The organism is Brevibacillus ruminantium (assembly GCF_023746555.1).
Taxonomy (GTDB): domain Bacteria; phylum Bacillota; class Bacilli; order Brevibacillales; family Brevibacillaceae; genus Brevibacillus; species Brevibacillus ruminantium.
Genome location: NZ_CP098755.1, coordinates 1,302,472 through 1,325,294, shown reverse-complemented (window position 1 = coordinate 1,325,294; position 22,823 = coordinate 1,302,472). Strand labels below are relative to the sequence as shown.

The following is a 22,823-nucleotide window of genomic DNA, read 5'->3' as shown; positions in this document are numbered from 1 at the left end:
TTTGCTTTGCTGAAATCCTTCCAGTTTTTTTTGAATTTTATCCATCTTCCTATTATTTTCCTATATAATGAAAGTCGATTACGTTCGAGAGGAGTGGGGAAAGGGTGGACCGTAAATCAGGACTCTTACTAGACACGGTCACGACCATCTTCCTGGCAGTTGCACTGCTCCTGCTTATCATCAACAATCCTGAAGGAAGCGTGTGGTTATTTGGATCGGCTGTACTCTTTCTTTTCCTTTCCATTCTGCGACTCTTCATCTGGAACATTCCCCTCGATAGCAAGCGCGGCCTGCTTTTTATCGGCATCCAGTTTGGACTCGGCTTTCTGATGAATACGATGGACAACTCGTTTGTCTCGCAAATCTTTCTGTTTGTATTGCTGGGAGAAGCCGCTTTTGTCCACTCGGCAGCCTTCAGTTTGAGCTTTTCTCTCGCGTGCGTCCTCTCTTTTGGTTTGAGCCGCTGGATCTATCAGGGCTTCCCTCCTTTCTCAGAGATTGCCTACATCATCCCCCGTTCGCTGGAGTATTTCGCCATCGCTTTATTGAGTCACTTTGCCAAGCGAATGCTGGAGCAAAGGCAACAACTGGCTCTGGCCAATGAGCGACTGCAACAGGCTGCCCGCAAGCTGGAAGAAAATATTTTGCTCCAGGAGCGAACACGCGTGTCCCGTGAGCTTCACGATACGGTCGGTCACACGCTGACGACGGCTTTGATCGGCCTTCGCGCGGGTCTCTTCACCCTGCAGCGCGATCAGGAGGGTGCCCAGAAAATACTGAGAACCGTCGAAGATCATTTGGAAAAAGGGCTGATGGAAGCGCGCAAGGCTGTCCATCTGTTTGCGGAGCGGCAAACCTTTTTGCAATTTATCCCCAGCTTGCAGGCTTTGTTGAACGAGACGAGCAAACAGACCGGGATTGTCATCCATTCTGCCATTTCCCCTGACCTGCCTCAGCTCGACCCGAAGCTGGAAATGATCCTGTATCGGGCGTTGCAGGAAGGCTTGACCAACGGCATCCGTCATGGAAAATGCGCATCTGTTCAGTTTTCGCTTGCAAGAGTGGAGGACGCGATTGTCTTTCAACTCCAAGATGATGGACAAGGGGTAAAGGGACCGCTCGTCTTTGGTTTCGGTTTGCGCACGATGCGCGATCGGGTCACGGAAGCCGGGGGAGTACTAATAGTAGAAACGGCCCCCGCTGGCGGAATGGTCCTGCACATCTCCATCCCCACAACAACTGCAAAAGAGGTGAACTACGCTTGAAGCCCATTCGTATACTTGTCGCTGAAGATGAGCCCATTATCCGCGAAGGATTGCGTATCCTCCTGTCGGCTGACCCCGATCTGGAGGTCATTGCCACCGCCTCAAACGGCCAGGAAGCCGTTCAGCATGCTGTGTCCTTGACTCCCGATATCGTGCTGATGGACATCCATATGCCGGTGCTGGACGGCATTTCTGCCGTGCGGGAAATCAAACAGCACGCACCGTCGCTGAAGATCATCATGCTGACCGGTTTTCAGGATGAACAAAATGTCGTGGAGGCGCTGATCACCGGTGCTTCCGGTTATCTGGTCAAGGATTTGGAGACAACCCAGCTGATCGCCGCCATCAAGCAATGCCACGAAAATCAGTTGATCCTGCCGGGTTCCATCACCTCTGCCCTTGCGTCCCGCCTCGCGCTGGTACCAGCTGCCGACGCGTTTGAACGCGACTGGTCAAACGGCCTTTTTTCGCCCAGGGAAAGGGAGGTCGCTTCCTGGCTCTCAACCGGAGCCGACAATCAGCAGATTTCACACGCTTTGTTTCTCTCCATGGGAACCGTGAAAAACTACGTGAGCGGCATTTACAAAAAGCTGGGCCGAGAAACTCGCGAAGAGGCGGTCACCGTGATTCGCCAAATGATGAAGCAGGCTTGATTCTGCTCAGCTTGCGGCTGATCGTGGATTGATCGACACCCAGCACCTCGGCCATTTTGGTCGTGGTACCATATTTGTCCCGGGCCATGGTCAGCAGCTGCCTTTCCAACAGCTCTACTGCCGTCTTTAGCGGCAGAATGTCCGAGACGCTTACTTTTGTGGCAGCATGCTGGGCGTGACTCAGCATCTCCGGCAAATGATAGGCTTCAATCACATCCTGATCGGTAATGACGATCAGACGCTCGACGATATTTTGCAGCTCTCGCACATTGCCCGGCCATCGGTAAAGCAACAAGCAATCAAGGGCTTCCTGTGAGAAGCTTTTCTCTTTTTTGTACTTTTTGTTGTAGCTGTCCCGGAAAAAAAGAACGAGGGGAAGAATATCATCGGTACGCTCCCTCAGCGGAGGGATATGCATCGGCACGACATTCAAGCGATAGTACAAATCCTCGCGAAAACGCCCCTGCCTGGTTTCCTCCTGCAGATTGCGATTAGTCGCCGCGATAATCCGCACATCGATTTTGACCGGTTTGGTCCCGCCAATCCTCACCAGTTCATGCTCCTGCAGGACGCGCAGCAGCTTGACTTGCAAGGTCAGGGGCAGCTCGCCAATTTCGTCGAGAAACAGGGTTCCCTCATTGGCCAGCTCAAACAGCCCCGGCTTCCCCTCTTTGGTCGCTCCGGTAAAAGCGCCCTTCTCATAGCCAAACAGCTCGGATTCCAGCAAATGCTCCGGAATGGCGGAACAGTTCAGCTTGATATACGGCTTGTCCCGCCGATGACTGTTGTGATGGATGAACGAGGCCACCACCTCTTTTCCCACACCTGACTCGCCGAGGATGAGTACCGTCGAGTCCACCTCCGCCAGCTTCCCTGCCAGATGAACGACCTGCTTCATCGGTTCACTTTTACAGATGAAACCGCCTTCGCGCACTGTCATCTCACTCAGCTTGCGCAGCTCTTGCTTGTACCCTTCCAGCAGTTCGCGGGCATCTTCCAATTCACTTTGCAGTCGCCTCTCTTCTGAGATGTCCCGGCAGAAGTTCACCACCCGGATGACCTTGCCTTGCTCGTCTTTGATCGGCGTTCCTACTACCATCAATCTGCCGCCCAGCCCTGTGGTTTGTACGACCTGCACCTTCTCTTTCCGCTCCAGGACCAGCCGGGTGATGGAGGGGCGGAACACCCCCGTCTGCTCCAGCTCGTAAATGCTTCGGCCCACCAGTTCCTCCGGCTTGTATCCGTAGATTCTTTCCGCAGATGGACTGACGCGTTGGGTGATTCCGTTTCCGTCGGAGATGTAAAACATGTCGTAGCTGGTGTTAAACACCGTTTCCAGCTCCAGTGCATAATACGCCTGCTGTTCTTTGTACATCCGGTAAAAATGGCGGTAGAGCGACTCGGTCGGCAGCCACCCCTCGATGACCCCGTCTGAGCTGTGAAAGACCCAGATCTCGTATTGCCCCCACTCCGCCTCACGACCTTCAATCTCATCAGGCGTGGCTACACCGACAGGAACCAGCCGATCAGGGGCGGTTTTCCTGACGGCGCCCAACAGACCAGGGCAGCGCTGCTCTTGATCTTCCGAGACAAACAGATCTTCCTCTTCCAAGACAAACAGCACCTCCTGCTCCATCATGCGCACGGTCTCTTTCCACCGTGATGGGGGGCTGATTGCAAAAGAACGGTTCCATACTTGCTGGATTGTCATAAATAGCCTCCTGGCCGGACAGATGAAATGGAATGCCGAAAATAGAAAAGACCTCCCTCACGGCGCTGTTCGCACGGTTTCGGGAGGATTCGTATTTCGTTTTGCTTCTTCACATTACATTATACAGAATCGAATGAATTTTTACAATTTTACCTCTCCCTACTCCGAGCGGATGCCGAGATAGGATACCGCCAATCCCATATAGTAACGAATCGATTCCAGATAGTTGTCTACCTCGATCCATTCGTCCGGCTGGTGGGCCATCGTTGGCTCCCCGGGGCCGTAAATCAGGATCGGAATCCCGAGATGGGGCCCATATACAGAGCCGTCTGTGTAATAGTTTACTCCTTTGGCCAGAACCTCCCGTCCCAGAAACGCCATCGCTGCATTCAGAGAAAGCTGGATAAACGGATCGTCCGGGTCCGTCGTGACTGCGGGCAGATCATTTGCTGTGTGAATCGCAAAACGGGCGCCGATGGGCTCGCATACCCGCTCCAGCAGTTCATTCAGCTCTTGTATGATTGCGGAATGGCTTTGGCCTGGGACCGTGCGGATATCCAGCATCAAGCTGCACTGATCCGGTACGACATTTGTCTTAACACCGCCGTGGATGACGCCGATATTCATCGTTGGGTGACCCAGCAGCGGGTGGGGGCTGTACGTAAAGGCATAGCTATTCAGCTCCTGAATAAAGCGGGCCATGGCCATGATCGCGTTTACACCCTGTTCAGGCATGGAGCCGTGAGCCGTTTTGCCATAGGTGATAAGTTCCAGCCAAAGCGCTCCTTTGTGGGCGATAAAAGGCTGATTATTGCTTGGCTCGGAGATTACCATCGCTGTCGCATCGTCGAGCTGCCTCCGCGCGATGACGGCTTTTGCCCCAAGGCAATCTACCTCTTCCCCTACTGTACCGGCGAAGCGAAGGGAGCCGTTCAGCTCGATGCCCGCCCGATGCAGATACTCCATCGCCAGGATCATCGCCGCGACACCGCCCTTCATATCGGTGGTGCCTCTGCCATACACTTTGTTTCCCACTCGCTCGCCGCCAAATGGATCATGCTGCCACTGAATGCTTCCCGTCGGTACGGTATCGAGGTGGCCGCTGTACACGAGCACCTTCTTATCCGCCGAGCAGTCCGCTCCGTTCAAGCTCACGAACAGGTTGGCGCGCTCCGGTTCGACCTCGTCGATGCTGGTTTCCAGTCCGGCCGCCGCCGCTCTGCGCAAAATGGCCTCCGCGACAGCAGTCTCGTTTCCCGGAGGATTTACACTGTTTATGGCGATCAACTCCTGCAAAAAAGCAACGGCATCGGCTTCGTCGATCAATGAAAAGGCCTGCTGCAATCTGTCCAGATGTACGGTGCTTCCTGCTTTTGTCCCGTTATCCTGATTTCCCATGATTTCCACCCTTTCCGGTGACCTTGTCTGTCTCTTTTCCTTCCAGTCACCAATCCCAGTCTTGGTTTGGTCAAACAGCCTGCTCTGCTTCATCCCGTGTCGCTTTTGCAGGCAGATTCAGCTTGTTTTCCTTCAAAATCAGTGCGCATACAGCGGCAACAGCGGCCGTCAGTGAGAAGAAGAGGAAGACTTTGCTGAAATCCTGTGTGCCGTCAGCCTGCACGATGACCAGATAGCCGGCCACGAGCGGAGAGATGAACGACCCCATTTGCCCGATCCCGTTTGCAAGTCCAGTCGCCCCGCCGACTACCTCCCGCGGGTAACGCTTCTGAATATAGGCGTAAATGGTTCCGAAGTTGAGATTGACGAAGAAACCAGCCAGCAGCAGCATGATCATCAGCATACCTGTTTGGCCCTTTTCCACACTGCCCAGCAGGTAGAGGACCGGGATACAGCCCACGTAGGCGATCAAGGCCACCGGCTTCATCCGATGCATCACCTTGTCCATCAGCCATCCCCCCAGCATCATCGCGAAAAAGGCGACGATATACGGTGCGGAAGCAAAGAGCCCCATCTCTTTCAGGTTGAGGCCATGTTGCTGAACGAGGAAAGTGGTGAGCCAGGTGGTCGTTCCCCAATACACTGCGCACTGGCAAAACAGGAGCAGCGTATAAACGTAGAAGTACCCGTCCCGCAGAAAAATGCGGTTGCTTTTCTTCTCCCCTTCTTGCGCTGTCGCAGGTGCGGTCTCATCCATACTCCCTTCCATGATGTGACGATACTCTTCCTGGCTGAGCCGGCCTTTCTCCAGCATCTCCTTCGGTGTGTTGGTGATGTAGTACCAGAGTGCCCACATCCCGATCACACCGGGGATGGCCAGAAGATAAAAAACGGGGCGCCATGAGCCGTCAAAAAAATAAAAAGAGATGCTCGTAATCAGAACCGGAACGATCGCCGGCGCCACTGCCCAGGACGTGGCAAAAAAGGAGACGGAACGGCCCCGCTCGGCAAGCGGAAACCAGTTGTTGATCGTCCGGCAGGCTGGGGCAAAATGATGCCCCTCTCCCAAGCCAAGCCCGATGCGCAAGGCCAGGAACTGACCGAAGGATTTCACCGCACCGGTTAGCGCTGTGACCAGTGTGAAAACGACCATCGCAATATACATGATCTTTTTCGGCCCAAACCTGTCAGCCAAAAATCCCGCTGTGACTTGTGCTAACGAATAAGCAAAGAAAAAGACCGATGCCAGCTGCCCCAGCTCCACAGGAGTGAGATTCAAATCCTTTTGGATATAGGGCAAAAAAGTCAGAACGGCCAGCCTGTCAAAATAGTTGATAATGTAAAGCAGCCATAACACGACGAGAATGACATGCCGGTACCCCCATGCTTTTTTGACGATCACACTCGCATTCATATACCCCATCCTTTCCGAATATGCGCTGTTTTGCCTTGCAGAGTAAAACCCGCGTTTGTAAGCGCTGTCAATCGCGCGGTTTCCCTGTTCCTTACGCAAGGTCCATGCCAGCCGATCCTCCCCAAGAAAAAAGCCCGACTTTTCAGCATATTTCGCATGTTTCATGGTTGGGCATTTGCCGTTTCGGCTGATCTCTTATGCAATTCTGCATAGCAGCGAAAACTTGCTCATTGCGCGAGCGGCAAAAAAAAGACGCTTCGGACAAGGAAGCGTCTGCATGTATGCATAATTACATTCTGTTTATGCTGTTTTGCATAGGATTGGTGGATAATTTTTCCAAGGATCTCTCCTGCCTGAATGACCGGGCTTTATCAGGGGATCAGGCCCTGCTCCTTCAGCCATGCTTCCGCGACATCGCGAGCCTTTTTCTTGTCAACATCGACCTGGGCGTTCAGCTCTGCCATTTTGGTATCATCAATCTTGCCCGCGAGCTTGGCGAGCACGTCGCGAATCTGCGGATGCTTCTCCAGCGTGTCCTGGCGCACCAGCGGCGCAGCATAATACGGCGGGAAGAAATGCTGGTCGTCTTCCAAAATCACGAGATGATGTCTGACCAATTGGCCATCCGTGGAAAAGGCATCAATCACATCGACATTGCCCTCGCTGATTGCTTTATATTTCAGACCGGGGTCCATTGCTTTCGTTCCTTTAAATTTCAGGCCATAGGTTTTTTCCAAGCCTTTCAATCCGTCCGAACGTTCGAGAAATTCCTGTTCGGTTCCAAGTGTCAGCTCCGCAGCGTGCGGAATCAAATCCGAGATCTTATGGAGGTTGTATTTGTCTGCTGTCTCCTTCGTCACGGCGATCGCGTACGTGTTGTTAAACCCGATCGGCTTCAGCCACTCCATTTGGTATTTCTCCGCAAAATCTTTTTTTACTTTGTCGTAAACCTCTCCGGGGTCCTTCATGGCTTCCTGCCCCATGATATTGACCAGCCCTGTTCCCGTATATTCCACGTACAGGTCGGCACTGCCGCCTTTTACGGCGTTAAACGCTACATCGGTTCCGCCGAGAAACGGCTTTGTTTCGATCTGGAGATCGGTGTTTTTCTCCAGCATGACTCCAACGAGGTTGGTTAAAATATCTTGTTCCGAAAAGTTTTTTCCTACGACTGTCACGTGATCAGACGCTTTTGTACCGGTTAGAACCGAACAGCCCGCCATCGTTGCCATCGACAAGGCCAGTGTCACCATCCCAACTTTCCTCAGCCATCTTGCTCTCACAAAATCCTCCCCTTTCAGTTATCTCATCATTTCTCATTTTTTTGATAAAACTCGTGGATTGCGGACTGCATGCTGCCTAAGCCCTTGACCAGAGTGCGTTCTTTTCATCCATTCGGATCAACGGGAATGACGAATCCGCAGTCCTTTTGGCGTTACCCGCCAATCCACCCAGGCTAAAATCAGGTCAAACACTACGGCGAGCAGCGCGGCCGGAACCGCTCCTGCCAGGATGATGCCCGTGTCCACCATGGCTATTCCCCGCAGAATCAAATCGCCCAAGCCTCCCGCACCAATAAAGGCGGCCAGTGTGGCAACCCCGATCGTCATGACCGTTGCTGTACGGATTCCCGCAAAAATCACTGGGCGGGCCAACGGAAGCTCAACAATCCGCAGCATCTGCCCCTTGGTCATGCCCATCCCCCGTCCCGCCTCCAACAGCGATGCATCGACATCCAGGATTCCGGTGTAGGTATTGCGGACAATCGGCAGCAACGCGTAGATCACCATCGCCACCACTGCCGGAATCGGCCCGATGCCAAACAGCGGGATCATGAATCCCAGAAGCGCCAGGCTGGGGATCGTCTGAAAGACAGAGATAAGGGCCAGCACCGGGCCAGCCAGCCGCCGATAGCGAGTCAGCAGGATGCCCGTTGGCACAGCTATCACAATCGCCCAAAACAAGGCGACAATCGACAGTACGATATGCTGCCAGGTCGCTTGCAAGATGTCTGGCCAGCGGTCTGCCATGACCGAAATCACTTCACTCATTGCACCTCACTCCTCTCCCCTTCCAGATAAGGACGGGCCAGCACATCGACGAGACTTGCCCTTGTCAACAAACCTGCCAGTGTTCCGTCATCCCGGACTACCGGTACATACCCGTAAGGCGCTTCCTGCACGTAACCGATCGCGTCTGTCAGTGACGTTGTGGGATGCAGGGTGATGGTTTCGGTCCGCATCACATCGCGAACGGTCAGCGATTCATCGGGATACCGCTTGTGGATATCCGCTGTATCGGCCAAACCCAGGTATTTTCCATTTTTGTCGACAACGATCAGTCCGGTCACCCGCTTGCGGTACATGATCTGCACTGCTTCCGCCAACCCGCGCCCCGGCGAGACCGTAACCGGCTCCGCGACCATCACATCCTGTACAAGCTGCGACAGATGGGCATGCAGCCGCTTTTCTCCGATAAAGCCGCGGACAAAATCGTTGACGGGGTGCCGCAGGATCTGGTCGGGAGTCCCCTGCTGAATGACGCATCCTTTTTGCATGACGACGATCTGATCCGCGATCTTCAAGGCTTCATCCATGTCGTGAGTGACAAACACAATCGTTTTGTTCAACTCCTGGTTGAGCCGGATCAGCTCATCCTGAAGCTGCTCGCGGGTAATCGGATCAAGCGCGGAAAAAGGCTCATCCATCAAGATAATCGGCGGATCGCTCATCAGCGCACGGGCTACGCCCACCCGCTGCTGCTGTCCTCCCGAGAGTTCTGCCGGATATCGCTCCCGGTACTGCTCGGGGTCCAAGCCGACGAGGTCCAGCATGTGATCAATCTTTTTGGAGTCGATCGCCGCCTTTCCCCCCTGGAGTCTCGGCACGAGCGAAATATTCTCGGCAATCGTCAGGTGGGGGAACAGCCCTACCTGCTGAATGACATAGCCGATGCTGCGCCGCAACTGAACAGGATCAACCTGTCCCGAATCCCTCCCTTCGACCGTAATTCGCCCCGACGTAGGCGTGATCAAACGATTGATCATTTTCATCGTCGTCGTCTTGCCGCAGCCGGATGGCCCTACCAGAACGGTAATACTGCCCTGAGGAATCTCCAGATTGAGCTCACTGATCACCGTGGTCGACCCGTACGACTTGCGCACGCGTTCAAAGACAACCGCATTCGCCATTTCACATCTCCCTCCTTTTACAAAAAAGTAGATTTTTTGAAAAAAAAAGACCCTGCAGAAGCAGGGTCGAAAATAACACAAAAAAGACCCTGCCAAAGCAAAGGGTCAAAAAACCGAATGATTCTCCACATCGAAAAATTTCGACATAGACAGCTTGTTTTGACCCATCTTGAGGCTGACGAGGTTAGCTGTCGGACTCGGGAAAGATGGTTCCCTACGGCTGTGATGCGGCCGATTCGCCCCAAAAAAAGTGGTTCCCCCGCTTTCCGATTATGCAAATCGGAAATTAAGCTTATGGCTATTATGCATGAATTCGATCATTTCGTCAAATGAGCAGCGTTTAAAAAGGACAAAGGTCTTAGTCCTTTGGTAATAAAAGTAAATTTTTATGGAATTTTTCAGGAGAAAGAGTCAGAATACTCCTTAGGTTTTATTTTATTTCTGGAATTGAAGGAGGATCATTTCATGCTGACTCACCTGTGGAAACGTTTCTGGTTTCCTGCTCTCTTGATTGTTGGACTCTTGTTGATGCCGTTCCAAAATAACGCGGACGCCGCTTCAAATCTGAGCTTCCAAACCTCGCTGCAAAATGGACAGATGGTCGTCACGGCATCTTTCACCAATACAAATGACGGGGGCAATATAGGGTTGATTGCCACTGGTTACACTGCCGAAGGAGAAGCGATCTCCACCAAAGGGGGAACTGCCTACATCGCTCGCGGCAAGACCGGGAATTATCAGATCACGCTGGATCATGGAGACAAGATCGCCAAGGTGATTGTGGTTCCTGCCGATCCCTTAAACCCTGCTGGAAAGCTGTCCAGCTCTGCCTATTATGAAGGAAATGGCAAAGGGGTCGTCACAGCTGTCGTGGAAAATGGCGGGGAAGGTCGAAACATTGGTGTCATCGCTGTTGGCTATGATGGCGCAGGAAAAGCAATCGAAACCAAGGCCGCAACCGCCTACATCGGAAAAAATTATGTCGGCAACTATCAGATCGTACTGGATTATGCAGCTTCCATTGCAAGCGTAAAAACATTTATCAGCGACACATCCAACCCTACGGCGAAGATCAGCAGTGAAGCGACCCACAAGATCAATGGCAAAACGGTTGTAACGGCTGTCGTGGAAAATGGGGGGGAGGGCCGCTCCATTGGCGTTTTTGCTGTCGGTTATGACGCGAATGGCAAAGCTGTCACGACGAAAGGCAGCAGTAATTATCTAGGCAAAAACTTTGTAGCCAACTACCAGATCGTCCTCGATCAGACCGAGTCCATCGCCGGGGTGAAGGTGTATCTGGCTGATGTATCCAACCCTACCCTCAAGCTGAGCAGTCAGGCAAACACCCTGATTAACGGAAAAATGGTGGTCACAGCCGTCGTCGAAAATGGCGGGGAGGGCAGGACTGTCGGTGTTTTTGCGGTCGGCTACGACGCCAATGGCAAGGCCGTAACGACCCAGGGAGCCAACAATTATATCGGCAAGCATTTTGTCAGCAACTACCAGCTCAATCTGGATCATGGCGACAAGATCGCTTCGACAAAAGTCTTCCTCGTCGATCTGGTCAATCCGGCGGCCAAGGTAAGCTCTCTTGCCTATACGCCTGTCAACGGTACCCTGAACGTAACGGCCGTCGTCGAAAATGGCGGCGAGGGAAAAGCAATCAGCGCAACCGCCGTCGGCTATGATGCAAACGGCAAAGCGATTTCCAGCAAAACAAGCAAAATGTATATTGGAAAACAATTTGTCGGCAACTACCAATTTTCATTGCCGAACGCAGGGAAAATCGCGTCCGTAAAAATCACACTTTCACCTTAACCTCACAAGGTCACTCTCAATGAAAAAGAACAGTGCAACGGAGCTGACTCTCTGCACTGTTCTTTTCTGTTGCGAATGGTAGCCCCTCCCTCTGTCCCCTATGTCCCTGTCTTCACCTGATGGAACCTCTGATCGGGAATACACTGGAGTCGCACCTCCACACAGGTTCCTCTTCCCTCCGTCGAATCGATCTGGATCGAACCGCCCATTTCTTCTAGCAGCTTTTTGCAGACTGACAGCCCGATGCCCGTCCCTTTCTCTTTCGTAGTATAGAAGGGCTCAAACAGATGACGTTTGCGCGACTCGGAAATCCCGCACCCATCGTCTTCGATTGTGATCATGACGTGAGAGCTGTGAGCTTCGCGTGTCGTCCTTACTCGCACCTTCCCCCCTGCCGCGACGGCATCGACTGCATTTTTTATCAAATTCAAACAGACCTGTTCCACGTGCGAGGAAATGGCCCATACCAGATACTGCCCATCATCATAGGTGAAGCTGAGGTCAACATCCTTTTCAATCACATAATACCGGGACAAGTCATATACCCGATGCAGCAATGTACGCAGTTCGATCTGCTGTACCTCTTTTCGCGCCAGCTCGTCCTTTCTTGCCAATATGAGAAAATTGGTCAACAACCCTTCCAGTGCCTGTATTTCTTTTTGACAAATCTCGATGTATTGCCGAAATCGTTCCGGGTCAAAATCCTCCGGAGAAAGACTGTGGCTCATGAGTTGCAAGAAGCCCTGGAACGCCGTCAACGGATTGCGGATTTCGTGAGCCATTCCTGCTGCCATCTGTCCCATTATTCCGATTTTTTGTTGATGCAGATGGCTGATCCGCTTGTCCTTGTGACTGAGAAAACCAATCACAGTATGATGATAGCGAAGGCTGAGCATCTCATGGAGCCGGCTCAGGATGAGATCTTTCTCATCGGTGTCATTCCAGCCGCGCATTGCTTTTTGGACCCGGTCAAATGCATGCATTCGCAGGTTGTACATCCCTTTCAGCAGCACTTTCTCCGGAATATCATGCTTGGCCCATGTTTCCCCCCATTTGTGCGCCTCATAGGGGAGCATTGACAGATAGCTTGCATACGTCTCATCACTGGAATAAAACTGCTGAAAGATTTCTGTCAGCAATCCCTCGATGCCGATCTGCTGCTGTATTTTGTATTTGCTGTAAAAACTGGCGATCGGTTCATCTTCATCAAACATGTCTGTCAAATGCAGGCTGATGATGGTCTGAATCTCGATCAGCAAGCCGTTGTACCAGGTTTCTCTCCCGACAAGCCATTTCATTTATTCTCTATCCCCTATACCTATACTTTGCAAATCAATGAAAATTATGGAAACAATTCTCTGTCGGCAGCAGTTATCCTTTTTCATTCTGTTCGTTATTGGATATTTTTATGGAACATTATTTTTTATCAAGAAAAAAAAACCCGCTGTCTGCATGAGACAACGGGGACTTTCTTCCTCATATTATTCATGACCGAGCGGAAAATGACAGGCAACCACATGCCCCGCTGATCGCGTCGTCAGCTCAGGCGCTTTCTGTCTGCACAGGTCCTGCACATAGGGGCATCTCGTATGGAAATGACAGCCAGAAGGCGGGTTTGCTGGATTGGGCAAATCGCCCTGAAGAATGATCCGCTCTTTTCGCTGTGTCGGATCCGGGATCGGTACTGCCGACAGCAGTGCTTCCGTATAGGGATGGCTCGGGTTGGCAAAGAGCTCGTCCCGCTCCGCGAGTTCTACGATCTTACCCAGATACATCACCGCAATGCGGTCACTGATGTGCTTGACGGCCGGCAAACCGTGGGCAATAAAAATATACGTAAGACCTAGCTCTTTTTGCAGCTTTTTTAACAGATTGAGCACCTGCGACTGAATCGACACATCCAGTGCCGAAACCGGCTCGTCACAGACGATCAAGCTGGGATTTAAAGCGAGGGCGCGCGCGATGCCGATCCGCTGCCTCTGCCCGCCGCTGAATTCATGGGGATGACGGCTCAGGTGATGCTCATCCAGCCCAACCAGGCGCAAGAGAGCCACCACTCGTTCCCGGAGCTCTTTTCCTTGGTACAAGCCATGGATACGGAGCGGCTCTGAGACAATATCCTCCACGCGCATCCGCGGATTCAACGAGGAATACGGGTCCTGAAAAATCATCTGGAGATGCTGCCGCAGTTCACGCAAATCGGTCTTGTTCAGCGAGGAAAGATTTTTCCCTTCAAACCAGATCTCTCCTTCGGTCGGCTCCAACAGCTGCAAAATCAGCTGTCCCGTCGTCGACTTGCCGCAGCCTGATTCCCCCACGATCCCCAGCGTTTCGCCGCGGTACACGGTGAAGTCCAGACCGTCCACAGCGCGTACGGAGCCAGTCTCTTTGGAGAACATGCCTTTTTTATAGGGAAAATGCTTTTTTAATCCTTTTACCTCTAATAGTGCTTCTTTTGTCCGGTTCATCGTCTTTCCCCTCCTTTACGCGTAAAAACAGCGTGCCAGATGGTTGGCGGCCACCTCTTGAAGCTCCGGCTTCTTTTCCTTGCATTGCTCTGTGGCAACCGGGCAGCGCGGATGAAAGGCGCATCCGCCGGGCATGTCCAGGGGATTCGGAACAGAGCCGGGTATCGAGTCCAGTTCCTCCCTCTGCTCATCCAGCTTTGGCAATGATCCCAGCAAGCCTTTGGTATAGGGGTGCCGTGGCTCGGCAAACAGGGTAAAGACATCCGCCTGCTCTACCACTTGTCCGGCGTACATCACGACCACCCGGTTCGCCATTTCTGCCACGACGCCGAGATCATGGGTGATCAGGATCACACCCGTCTCGTACTCTTCATTCAGCTTTTTTAACAGTTCCAGAATTTGCGCCTGAATCGTGACGTCCAACGCAGTCGTCGGTTCATCGGCGATGAGAAGTGCCGGGTTGCAAGCCAAGGCCATCGCGATCATGACCCGTTGCCGCATTCCACCCGAGAGTTGATGAGGGAAAGAATCGACAATTTTTTCCGCGTTGGGGATACCGACCCGCTCCAGCATCTCAATGCTTTGCGTACGCGCTTCTTTTTTCTCCATTTGACGGTGAATCCGAAAGACCTCACCCAGTTGGTTCCCGATAGTAAATACGGGATTCAGCGATGTCATGGGCTCTTGAAAAATCATCGAGAGCTTGTTGCCGCGAAGCTTGCGCAATTCTTTTTTCGTTAAGGTCAGCAGGTTTTGCCCGTCCAGCCAGATTTCTCCGCCTACCACTTCGCCGGGCGCTGCCACCAAGCCCATGATGGACAGCGAGGTGACACTCTTGCCGCAGCCCGATTCACCGACGATTGCCAGCGTCTCCCCTTTGCCTACGGAAAAGGAGACATCGTTTACAGAAGGGACGATGCCCTCCTCCGTTTTGAAGTGCGTGCGCAGGCTTTTCACTTCCAGCAATTTTGCTTCTGCTTTCATGTCGCTCTCTCCCCTCTACTTCGCTCTAGCCTTCATCCGAGGGTCTAGGATGTCTCGCAGCCAGTCACCCAGAAACATGATGCCCAAGACAGTAAGCGTGATGGCAATGCCGGGGAAGGTAGCCACCCACCAGCTGGTCGCCAGATACTGTCTGCCGTCGCTGAGCATGCCCCCCCAGGAGACGGTCGGCGGCTGAATTCCCAGACCGAGGAAACTGAGCGATGCTTCTGAAATGATCGTGGTGGCGACACTCAGCGTCGAGACGACGATAAAGGAAGAAATCACGTTGGGCAAAATATGTGAAAAGATGATGCGTCCGTCACTTGCGCCCACCGTTCGCGCGGCTTTCACAAAGTCACGTTCCTTTACACTGAGCACTTCGCTCCGAATAATCCGGGCGTATTTCACCCAGTTGGTAAATCCCAAAACGAGAATCAATGTCGGCAAACTGGGGCCGAGAACGGTCAGAATGACGAGCATAAACAGGATATTGGGTATCGCCAGAAAGGAATCCACTGTCCGCATGATCAAGCTGTCGATCCATCCTCCGAAGTACCCGGAGACCAGTCCCAGCACGACGCCGATGGCTCCGGCAACCGCGACCGCGCAGATCCCGACCAGAAGGGAGACTTGGGAACCGTACATGATGCGGCTCAACACATCCCGGCCCAGATTATCCGTGCCGAGCGGATGCTTCGCTGATCCTCCCTCCATCCACATGGGGGGCTTAAGCCGTTGGGCCGCCTGTGTCTTGGCCGGATCATGGGGAGCAAGAGTGCTGGCAAAGAAAGACATCAACACGACGCAGACGACAATGATGAGTCCAACTGTACCAGTTTTGCTTTTCAGCAGCATGCGGCTGAACTTGCGGAGCCGGCCTGGCTTTTTTGCCGAAGCGGTCACAGGGTTCACTTGTGGTGTTGGTGATTCCAAGGGAAGAGACACAGGCCTCACCTCCATTTAGTTGTATTTGATTCGCGGATCCAAGACGCGGTAGAGAATATCTGCCAGCATATTGCTGAAAATCACCAGAAAGGCAACGACAAACACAGCCGCCTGCACGATCGCCATGTCCCGGTTGTTGACCGCCTGAATGATCAACTGCCCCATTCCGGGCCAGGAAAAGATCGTCTCTGTAATCAGCGTTCCGCCGATCAGCGTCGAGGTCTGCAACGCCATAATGGTTACCACGGGGATCAGAGAATTCCGAAAGGCATGCTTATAAACGATCAGAGACTCAATCAGCCCTTTGCTTCTCGCGGTTCGGATGTAATCCTGGCCGAGAATCTCCAGCATGCTGGAGCGTATCAGCCTCGTCATCTCAGCCGCAATCCCTGTTCCCAGAGTAAAGGCGGGCAGAATCAAATGCACCCATGACTCCCTCCCCGACACCGGCAAGGCTTTCAAGGCGACGGAAAACAGCAAAATCAGCATGATGCCCAACCAAAAGGGCGGCATGGCTTTTCCCAGGACAGAGGTACCGGACACGAAAATATCCAAAAAGGAATTTCGCTTGGTCGCTGAAAGAATTCCCAGCGGAATCGAGATGACCGTCGCGAACAACATCGCGGCAATCGCCAGTTCGAACGTAGCGGGAAGACGTTCTAAGACAATCGGCAGAGCCGGCATGTTATAGCGAAAGGATGTGCCAAAATCTCCCTGCACAAGATTGCTCAGATAGCGAAAATATTGTACATGCAAGGGCTGATCCAACCCCAGCGCGGCGATCAGGATCGCCCTGTCCTCATCAGTGGCGGTATCCGACAACATCAATGAGACCGGGTCCCCCGTCATGTAAACCAGTACAAATACAATGAGGGAGATGAGAAACAAAACAGGAATCATCTGGAGAATGGCTTTGAACAAATACTGTCTCACGGTGTCACCTCCTGAAACGATTGGATGAAACAGGAAGGGGTCTCGCCTGTGGAGACCCCCTTCGGCCGTACCCCTTTATTTCAGCGTAATCTCATCTGCGAACAGCATTTCGTCCAGTCGCGGCTCAAAGCTGATGCGGTCGCTTACACCGTAGTTGGCATTCATTTGGAAGAGATAGATATGCGGTCGTTCTTCTGCGATGATCTCTTGTGCACGTTTGTACTGCTTTTCACGCTCTTCCGCGTTCATGTTTTGCCCCGCATCGCTGAGAAGCTTGTCCAGCTCTGGGTTGCTGTAATCGGACTCACCCTTTGCGCGTTCGGTAGTCAATCGGTCAAATGCCAGTGATCCGTCAAACATGGAGTTTCCATACGCAATCATGAAAATCTCGTTAAATGTCTTTGCTTTATAGCGATCGTTAAACTTGCTCCATTCGAGGAATTCCAGCTTGGCGTTGATCCCTACCTCCGCCAGCATCGCCTGCATCAATTCTGCTGTTTCCTTGTCTTTCAGGTAGCGTCCGCTGGTCGCACTCATGTTGAGCTCCAGGCCGTTTGGATAGCCTGCCTCTGCCAACAGCTGCTTCGCTTTTTCAGGATCATACAGGGTGTTTCCGTAGAGGTCGAGATTGGTACCGAAGTTGCCGGGGGTAACCCGGGTGCGCGTCGGTACGCCTCCGCCGCTGAGGATATTATCCACAATAGCCTTTTTGTCGATAGCCAGATCGATGGCTTCGCGGACTTTCGGATTCTCCGTCACGGTTCCCGGTGTCAGGCGCAAGGTCAATTGCATTACGCGCTGCGTCGGACCTTGTTTGGTATCGGTGCCATTGTTGTCCTTGACGCGTTTCAGATCGCTTGGAGGAATGTTGACGGCAATATCCACCCCGCCTGTCAGCAGCTCCGCCACACGGGTAGCGTCTTCAGGGATGGAACGGAAGACCACTTTATCCCATTTTGGCTTTTCTCCAAAGTACGCATCGTTTTTCTCCAAAACCAAACGGTCATCGCGCTTCCACTCTTTCAGCTTGTACGGACCAGTTCCCACGGGATTTTTCAGGAACTCTTCCCAGCCTTGTTCCTTGATGTACTTGGAAGGAAGGATGCCGGAGCCCAGACGGCTCAAGCGATTCAACAGCACCGGTTCCGGTTCAAATGTTATGATTTCAATCGTATGCGGATCGATGATTTTCACTTCTTTGATCTGCTTGTAATTTCCGTATTCCAGCAGCTTGTTGTCTGTCGCTACACGCTCCAGCGTAAATTTGACATCCTCTGCAGTGAATTCGTCGCCGTTATGGAAGGTGACGCCTTCGCGCAGCTTGAAGCGCCAGGTCGTGTCATCCACGGTTTCCCACTCGGTAGCAAGGAGGGGTTGAACCTTTTGCTGGGCATCCTTTCTGACCAGATAATCAAACATGTTGACGTGAACCGCCTCTGTCGAGGTGTTGTTATGGTCGTGGATATCAAAGGAGACGATATCGTTTCCACTGGCAATGGTCAGTACTTTTTCGCCGTTGTTCTCGGCGGATGGATTGGTTGATCCAGCAGGTGCTGAAGGCTGGGACGGCGTGCTGGACGATTGGCTGCTGCAGCCCACCAGCGCCGAAGAAAGTGCCAAGATGACAGCTAGTCCCAAACCGGCAATGCGTTTTTTCATCTCTGTGTTCCCCCTTGTGAATGGCTTATCTTTTTCTTTTGTTTACTGCCAGTTCTGTTTACTGCCCCAGGTAGTTCAAGGCAAAAGCGGACAGCATCGCAACTCCGATCGGAAGCGCGTTTTCATCGAGATCAAAAAGCGGATGATGTAAGGGATAATGCGTATTCTTGTTCTCGCCCGCCACGCCCAACCGGAAGAAGACACCCGGTACGTGATGCGTGTAATAGGAGAAGTCTTCACCGCCCATGGACGGCTTGACCAGCTCGTATTTTCCTTTCCCCAGGACGCCATCTGACGTTTGGAGGAGAAGATCGACCATTTTGTCGTCATTGAGGATGGACGGGTAACCGAACTGGTAGTCCAATTCGTAGGTCGCTCCAAAAGCGGCTGTGACCCCGGCAAGCACTTTTTCAATGCGCTCGGGCATTTTCTCCCGCAGTGCCGGATTCAGCGTCCTCACGGTTCCGTACAGCTCCACCTCAGGCGCAATAATATTGCTGGCGCTTCCTCCCTGGATTTTGCCGATGGTGATCACGATGGGATCGAGCGGATCGACCTGCCTGCTGGAAATTTGCTGCAGGGCCGAGATCACCTCTGCCGTGACCGCGACCGAATCGACCGTCAAATGCGGATGGGCTGCATGTCCGCCCCGTCCGATGACGCGGATGCGGATCGTATCTGCGGCAGCACAGCCTACGCCGCGTACAGCCGTCACTTTCCCAACCGGCACGCCGGGAAATACGTGAAGACCTGCCATCGCCTCAATTCCGGTCTCCCGAAGCAGTCCGTCCTCAATCATGACCTGGGCACCGCCGCCGCCTTCCTCAGCCGGCTGAAACACGAACACGACGTTCCCCTTGCTCGGCTTTTCCACCTGACTGAGAAACTGGGCCGCCCCCATCAGGATGCTGGTGTGGGCATCATGTCCGCACGCATGCATTTTCCCGTCTACCTGTGAACGGTAGGGCGTATCCTTCTGATCGTGGATCGGCAGGGCATCCATATCAGCCCGAAGACCAATCGTCGGACCAGGTTCGCTCCCTCTGAGAATCCCGACCACACCTGTCCTGCCGAGCCCTCGCTTTACTTCCAGTCCCAGCTGCTCCAGATGCTTCGCAACGATGTCGGAGGTTCGATTCTCTTCAAAGCTCAGCTCCGGATGCTGGTGAAAATCGCGCCTCCAGGCAATGATCTGTTCCCGCAAGACACTTGCTTTGGCAAGAATCTCGGAGGTTTGGTACAAGGCCGGAATTTGTCCCATAACACGGACGCCTCCTTTTTCCTTTGATTGTCCCTGTGATCAGGATTTACGCTTCCTGTGAAAACGCCTCGAGGATTGCGGCGATATGCTTGATGCCCTGTATGTAATCTTCGATGCTGATGTTTTCGTTGGGCGCATGATTTTGGGAAGCAAAGTGGCCGACACCGACTGAGACTGCAGGAATGCCGAGATGCTGGCAAAGAATATACATCGGCCCAGTGCCGGGCGACATCGGCATGATCGTCGGCTCCATCCCGTAGATCTCCTTGGAAGTCTGCACCACCGCACGGGTAAGCGGATTGTTCAGCGGAGTCCGCGCCGGATGTTCCAGGGTAAAGGACTGGATCTCGATATCCGAGTATCCGTGCTCATCCAGGTGTTTTCGTAATAAAGCGAGAATTTCATGCGGGTCCTGGTCCGGCACGAGACGAAAATCGAGCTTGACTCTCGCCTCTGCGGGCAATACCGTCTTGGAGCCCTCTCCGATATAGCCGGAGACGATGCCGCATACGGTACAGGTCGGTTGGAAAATCAGCTTTTCTTTCAGCGGGATGCCCTTCAGATCAAGCAAAAATGATTTCAATCCGAGCTTTTCCAATGTATCTTCTTCGTTGTAGATCATGTTTTTCAGCATGTCCTGATCGTCTTCGTTCAGGCTGGCGACCTTGTCATAAAAGCCTTCGATGCTAACGCGTTCATCCTGCCCCTTCAAGGTGTTGAGGGCCCAGATGAGCCGCCAGGCGGGATTCTCGATAATGGCTGCATTGGCGGAGTGAAGATCGATATTCGCTCCCCGGCAAACCAGCTCGACGTAGCACATCCCCTTTACCCCAAGGCTGATTTGCGGTCGGCCATCCGCATTTTTGTATCCGAATTCCCACACGCATCCATCCGCACCGATGCGATCGGCATATTTCTCGACGAATTCCTCCAGATGCACGCTGCCGATCTCTTCCTCGCCCTCGACGATAAATTTGACCCCTACGGGCAGCTTCCCTTTTACCTGGAGATAAGCGTGGACAGCAGCCAGCCTAGCCATCAGATTTCCCTTGTTGTCAGCTACACCCCGTGCATACATGTACCCGTCGCGGATTTCGGCGCTAAAGGGTGGTGATTTCCATAATTCAATCGGGTCTTCCGGCTGCACATCATAGTGATTGTAAAACGAGAGAATGCGCTCGCTCTGCCCTTCAAATTCTCCAAAAACGACGGGATAGCCTGATGTTTCCAACAATTCAGCTTTGCCGCCGATTTCCGTGATGTAGCCCTCCACCATCGCCGCTGTTTCCTTCATTCCGCGGTTCTGGGCAGCCACACTCGGCTGTTGACAGATTTCTTGCAACCAGCGAATATAGGTCTCTCTGTTCTGATCGATAAAGGAAAAAACATCCTGCATACGGGCTGCACCTCCTATTTTGGAAAAATTCCCTTATGGTTCCTTAATTTAAAACTATAGGGTCTGTGCTACATTTGTGTCAACTTAAAAAATTCAAAAAAATGCAACAAAATTTTTTTTCTGGAAGGATTTTCATCCCGGTCAGAGAAATGAATTTTTATTTAAGGAGTTATTCCTAAATTGTTCCAAAAATATGTACAGAAAAGGAGTTCATTATGGCTGTAGCAAGATGCACGCTTGTAGAAGCCCTGTCGTCCTCAATACGTCTCTGTTCTTGCCTGATCCGTAAGCACGCAGCTTCCCGTCACTCGTGGGCCGCCTATTCGCCCAGCCCGCCGGATGACAACACCGGTGTCTTCTACTGTTCCGTCGGTGTGATCAAGCCATGCTGACGCGTGTCGGAGTCGTTGGACCTCGTGATTCTGTTCAGCTCATCTGTGAAGTGGGAGCGGAATTTCAGGATCAAATGATGTTCATTCCCTATGTCTATCAAAATACTGCGGAAGCCATGGAAATCGTGAATGCCGCGGAGGACAGTGTAGATATCTGGCTGTTTTCCGGACAATCGCCATACGCCATCGCCAAAGATCATATCCGCAAGAAAAAAGCATTCTACCCGCAGCTGCAGGGAACGAGCCTGACCCGTATTCTGTTGGAAGCCGTCTACCGCGATCGGCGTGAGCTGGAGAGGATCAGTTTTGATACGATTCCGACCGATTCTTTTCAGGAGTTGTGCGTCGAATTGAATCTGCCCTTTGATCAGATTCATCTGTTTTCCTATCGCGGTTTCATGCCATCCACAGAACTGGTTGCCTTTCATACCGAGCTGTATGCCAAAGGGAAGGTAGAGGCATGCGCCACCTGCATCAGCTCCGTTTACAACGAATTGCAGGCCCAGGGGATTCCTGTATACCGGGTTTACCACGATCGAATGGCGATCCGGACCATGCTGCAGCTGGCTAGCCAGCAGGGAGAAGCACTGCACTACAAAAAGTCGCAAATCGCTGTCCAGGTGGTCGCCATCCAGGGGCTGGACAGACTGATCGGTGAAAACAAAGGGGTATATGAGGTTCACCGTCTGGAATTGAAGCTTCAGGAGATTATTCTCGATTACGTCGAAGCTCACTCAGGTGCTGGCGTTCCCCTGGGAAATGGGAAGCACCTGATCTTTTCCACGCGCGGTTCTTTTGAAGACAACCGGCGATTTCCTCCGTCCTCCCTGATCGAGAAAATCTGGCTGCTCGCTGATCTGCCCACCTATATCGGCGTAGGCTTTGGCGCAACCGCTCTGGCTGCTGAAAAGAATGCGCAGCTCGCCCTCTTGCATGCCCAAAAAATGGGGGATTCTGCGGCCATTCTGGTCAATGACGAAGGACAGATGGAAGGACCCTTGCGCTCTCCTGGCAGCATTACCTACGAATACCGGACGGACAACAAGGAAATGAGCCTGCTGCTGCGCAAGGCTGGCGTCACCATCACCACCTACAACAAAATCCTGTCCATTCAGAAGAATTTGGGCAAAAACAGCATCAGCTCCACGGAAATAGCAGAGTGGCTGGGGATGACACAGAGAAATGCCCGCCGAATCCTGAGTGATCTGGAGCAAAGCGGCCTGGCGGAATTGACTGGTGAGGAAGCCCCGGCGAGTCGGGGACGTCCGCGCAAAGTGTACCGGTTGGTCCAGCCTTTTTGACCAAAACGAAAAAACAGCGCCGTCTCGTGGCCACA

The 22,823-nt window shown here is 52.7% G+C and carries 19 protein-coding genes and 1 riboswitch; of the genes, 5 read left to right on the top strand and 14 right to left on the bottom strand.

The annotated features are described in order from the left end of the window. Nucleotides 1-104 precede the first annotated feature (104 nt). Nucleotides 105-1,265, top strand: a complete 1,161-nt coding sequence (locus NDK47_RS06465) for a sensor histidine kinase (protein WP_251874041.1) — start codon at nt 105-107, stop codon at nt 1,263-1,265. Further along, entirely contained in the window at nt 1,262-1,918 is a 657-nt protein-coding gene (locus NDK47_RS06460; RefSeq protein WP_251874040.1) for a response regulator, read from the top strand. The genes NDK47_RS06465 and NDK47_RS06460 overlap by 4 nt, the downstream gene beginning before the upstream one ends. Here NDK47_RS06460 and NDK47_RS06455 read toward each other — a convergent pair. The 6 genes from NDK47_RS06455 to NDK47_RS06430 all read right to left on the bottom strand — a co-directional run bounded on the left by NDK47_RS06455 (nt 1,884) and on the right by NDK47_RS06430 (nt 9,631). Continuing rightward, entirely contained in the window at nt 1,884-3,629 is a 1,746-nt protein-coding gene (locus NDK47_RS06455; RefSeq protein ID WP_251874039.1) for a sigma-54 interaction domain-containing protein, read from the bottom strand. The genes NDK47_RS06460 and NDK47_RS06455 overlap by 35 nt on opposite strands. A gap of 159 nt (nt 3,630-3,788) precedes the next feature. Then, nucleotides 3,789-5,120 (bottom strand): M20 family metallopeptidase, encoded by a 1,332-nt coding sequence (locus NDK47_RS06450; protein ID WP_251874038.1) that lies wholly within the window; start codon nt 5,118-5,120, stop codon nt 3,789-3,791. Further along, on the bottom strand, nt 5,098-6,606 hold the full coding sequence (locus NDK47_RS06445; protein WP_251874037.1) for an MFS transporter: 1,509 nt from the start codon (nt 6,604-6,606) through the stop codon (nt 5,098-5,100). Before NDK47_RS06445 ends, NDK47_RS06450 begins: the two co-directional genes overlap by 23 nt. A gap of 206 nt (nt 6,607-6,812) precedes the next feature. Next, nucleotides 6,813-7,724 (bottom strand): ABC transporter substrate-binding protein, encoded by a 912-nt coding sequence (locus tag NDK47_RS06440; protein WP_251874036.1) that lies wholly within the window; start codon nt 7,722-7,724, stop codon nt 6,813-6,815. Between the two features lie 117 nt (nt 7,725-7,841). Beyond that, a complete protein-coding gene (locus tag NDK47_RS06435; protein WP_251874035.1) occupies nt 7,842-8,492 on the bottom strand; it encodes an ABC transporter permease in 651 nt (216 codons plus the stop codon). After that, entirely contained in the window at nt 8,489-9,631 is a 1,143-nt protein-coding gene (locus tag NDK47_RS06430) for a betaine/proline/choline family ABC transporter ATP-binding protein (protein ID WP_251874034.1), read from the bottom strand. The genes NDK47_RS06435 and NDK47_RS06430 overlap by 4 nt, the downstream gene beginning before the upstream one ends. A gap of 158 nt (nt 9,632-9,789) precedes the next feature. After that, a riboswitch (cyclic di-AMP (ydaO/yuaA leader) is annotated at nt 9,790-9,934 on the bottom strand. Between the two features lie 162 nt (nt 9,935-10,096). Here NDK47_RS06430 and NDK47_RS06425 point away from each other — a divergent pair. Next, nucleotides 10,097-11,449 (top strand): hypothetical protein, encoded by a 1,353-nt coding sequence (locus NDK47_RS06425; protein WP_251874033.1) that lies wholly within the window; start codon nt 10,097-10,099, stop codon nt 11,447-11,449. A gap of 98 nt (nt 11,450-11,547) precedes the next feature. On the opposite strand, the gene NDK47_RS06420 is transcribed toward NDK47_RS06425, so the two are convergent. The 8 genes from NDK47_RS06420 to NDK47_RS06385 all read right to left on the bottom strand — a co-directional run bounded on the left by NDK47_RS06420 (nt 11,548) and on the right by NDK47_RS06385 (nt 21,095). After that, nucleotides 11,548-12,747 (bottom strand): sensor histidine kinase, encoded by a 1,200-nt coding sequence (locus NDK47_RS06420; RefSeq protein WP_251874032.1) that lies wholly within the window; start codon nt 12,745-12,747, stop codon nt 11,548-11,550. Nucleotides 12,748-12,930: 183 nt separating this feature from the next. Further along, on the bottom strand, nt 12,931-13,917 hold the full coding sequence (locus NDK47_RS06415; RefSeq protein ID WP_251874031.1) for an ABC transporter ATP-binding protein: 987 nt from the start codon (nt 13,915-13,917) through the stop codon (nt 12,931-12,933). A gap of 15 nt (nt 13,918-13,932) precedes the next feature. After that, on the bottom strand, nt 13,933-14,901 hold the full coding sequence (locus NDK47_RS06410; protein WP_251874030.1) for an ABC transporter ATP-binding protein: 969 nt from the start codon (nt 14,899-14,901) through the stop codon (nt 13,933-13,935). A 15-nt stretch (nt 14,902-14,916) separates the two neighbouring features. After that, the gene (locus NDK47_RS06405; RefSeq protein ID WP_251874029.1) at nt 14,917-15,846 is read right to left on the bottom strand and encodes an ABC transporter permease; all 930 of its coding nucleotides are present in this window, start codon (nt 15,844-15,846) and stop codon (nt 14,917-14,919) included. A gap of 15 nt (nt 15,847-15,861) precedes the next feature. Continuing rightward, on the bottom strand, nt 15,862-16,779 hold the full coding sequence (locus NDK47_RS06400) for an ABC transporter permease (protein ID WP_251874028.1): 918 nt from the start codon (nt 16,777-16,779) through the stop codon (nt 15,862-15,864). Between the two features lie 75 nt (nt 16,780-16,854). Then, nucleotides 16,855-18,438: an ABC transporter substrate-binding protein gene (locus NDK47_RS06395; protein WP_251874027.1), complete on the bottom strand. Its 1,584-nt coding sequence runs from the start codon at nt 18,436-18,438 to the stop codon at nt 16,855-16,857. A gap of 58 nt (nt 18,439-18,496) precedes the next feature. After that, nucleotides 18,497-19,699, bottom strand: a complete 1,203-nt coding sequence (locus NDK47_RS06390; protein WP_251874026.1) for a M20 metallopeptidase family protein — start codon at nt 19,697-19,699, stop codon at nt 18,497-18,499. A gap of 46 nt (nt 19,700-19,745) precedes the next feature. Further along, on the bottom strand, nt 19,746-21,095 hold the full coding sequence (locus NDK47_RS06385; protein WP_251874025.1) for a M20 family metallopeptidase: 1,350 nt from the start codon (nt 21,093-21,095) through the stop codon (nt 19,746-19,748). A gap of 215 nt (nt 21,096-21,310) precedes the next feature. Here NDK47_RS06385 and NDK47_RS06380 point away from each other — a divergent pair, with 215 nt between their 5' ends. Both NDK47_RS06380 and NDK47_RS06375 read left to right on the top strand, forming a co-directional pair. Then, nucleotides 21,311-21,487: a hypothetical protein gene (locus NDK47_RS06380; protein ID WP_251874024.1), complete on the top strand. Its 177-nt coding sequence runs from the start codon at nt 21,311-21,313 to the stop codon at nt 21,485-21,487. Beyond that, nucleotides 21,481-22,788, top strand: a complete 1,308-nt coding sequence (locus NDK47_RS06375; RefSeq protein ID WP_251874023.1) for a helix-turn-helix domain-containing protein — start codon at nt 21,481-21,483, stop codon at nt 22,786-22,788. The genes NDK47_RS06380 and NDK47_RS06375 overlap by 7 nt, the downstream gene beginning before the upstream one ends. Nucleotides 22,789-22,823: the final 35 nt, after the last annotated feature.

Coding starts and splice junctions, on each gene's coding strand:
- NDK47_RS06455 (WP_251874039.1), bottom strand. CDS start 3,629: ATGACAATCCAGCAAGTATGGAACCGTTCTTTTGCAATCAGCCCCCCA.
- NDK47_RS06450 (WP_251874038.1), bottom strand. CDS start 5,120: ATGAAGCAGAGCAGGCTGTTTGACCAAACCAAGACTGGGATTGGTGAC.
- NDK47_RS06445 (WP_251874037.1), bottom strand. CDS start 6,606: ATGAAACATGCGAAATATGCTGAAAAGTCGGGCTTTTTTCTTGGGGAG.
- NDK47_RS06435 (WP_251874035.1), bottom strand. CDS start 8,492: ATGAGTGAAGTGATTTCGGTCATGGCAGACCGCTGGCCAGACATCTTG.
- NDK47_RS06430 (WP_251874034.1), bottom strand. CDS start 9,631: ATGGCGAATGCGGTTGTCTTTGAACGCGTGCGCAAGTCGTACGGGTCG.
- NDK47_RS06425 (WP_251874033.1), top strand. CDS start 10,097: ATGCTGACTCACCTGTGGAAACGTTTCTGGTTTCCTGCTCTCTTGATT.
- NDK47_RS06420 (WP_251874032.1), bottom strand. CDS start 12,747: ATGAAATGGCTTGTCGGGAGAGAAACCTGGTACAACGGCTTGCTGATC.
- NDK47_RS06415 (WP_251874031.1), bottom strand. CDS start 13,917: ATGAACCGGACAAAAGAAGCACTATTAGAGGTAAAAGGATTAAAAAAG.
- NDK47_RS06410 (WP_251874030.1), bottom strand. CDS start 14,901: ATGAAAGCAGAAGCAAAATTGCTGGAAGTGAAAAGCCTGCGCACGCAC.
- NDK47_RS06395 (WP_251874027.1), bottom strand. CDS start 18,438: ATGAAAAAACGCATTGCCGGTTTGGGACTAGCTGTCATCTTGGCACTT.
- NDK47_RS06390 (WP_251874026.1), bottom strand. CDS start 19,699: ATGGGACAAATTCCGGCCTTGTACCAAACCTCCGAGATTCTTGCCAAA.
- NDK47_RS06385 (WP_251874025.1), bottom strand. CDS start 21,095: ATGCAGGATGTTTTTTCCTTTATCGATCAGAACAGAGAGACCTATATT.
- NDK47_RS06380 (WP_251874024.1), top strand. CDS start 21,311: ATGGCTGTAGCAAGATGCACGCTTGTAGAAGCCCTGTCGTCCTCAATA.
- NDK47_RS06375 (WP_251874023.1), top strand. CDS start 21,481: ATGCTGACGCGTGTCGGAGTCGTTGGACCTCGTGATTCTGTTCAGCTC.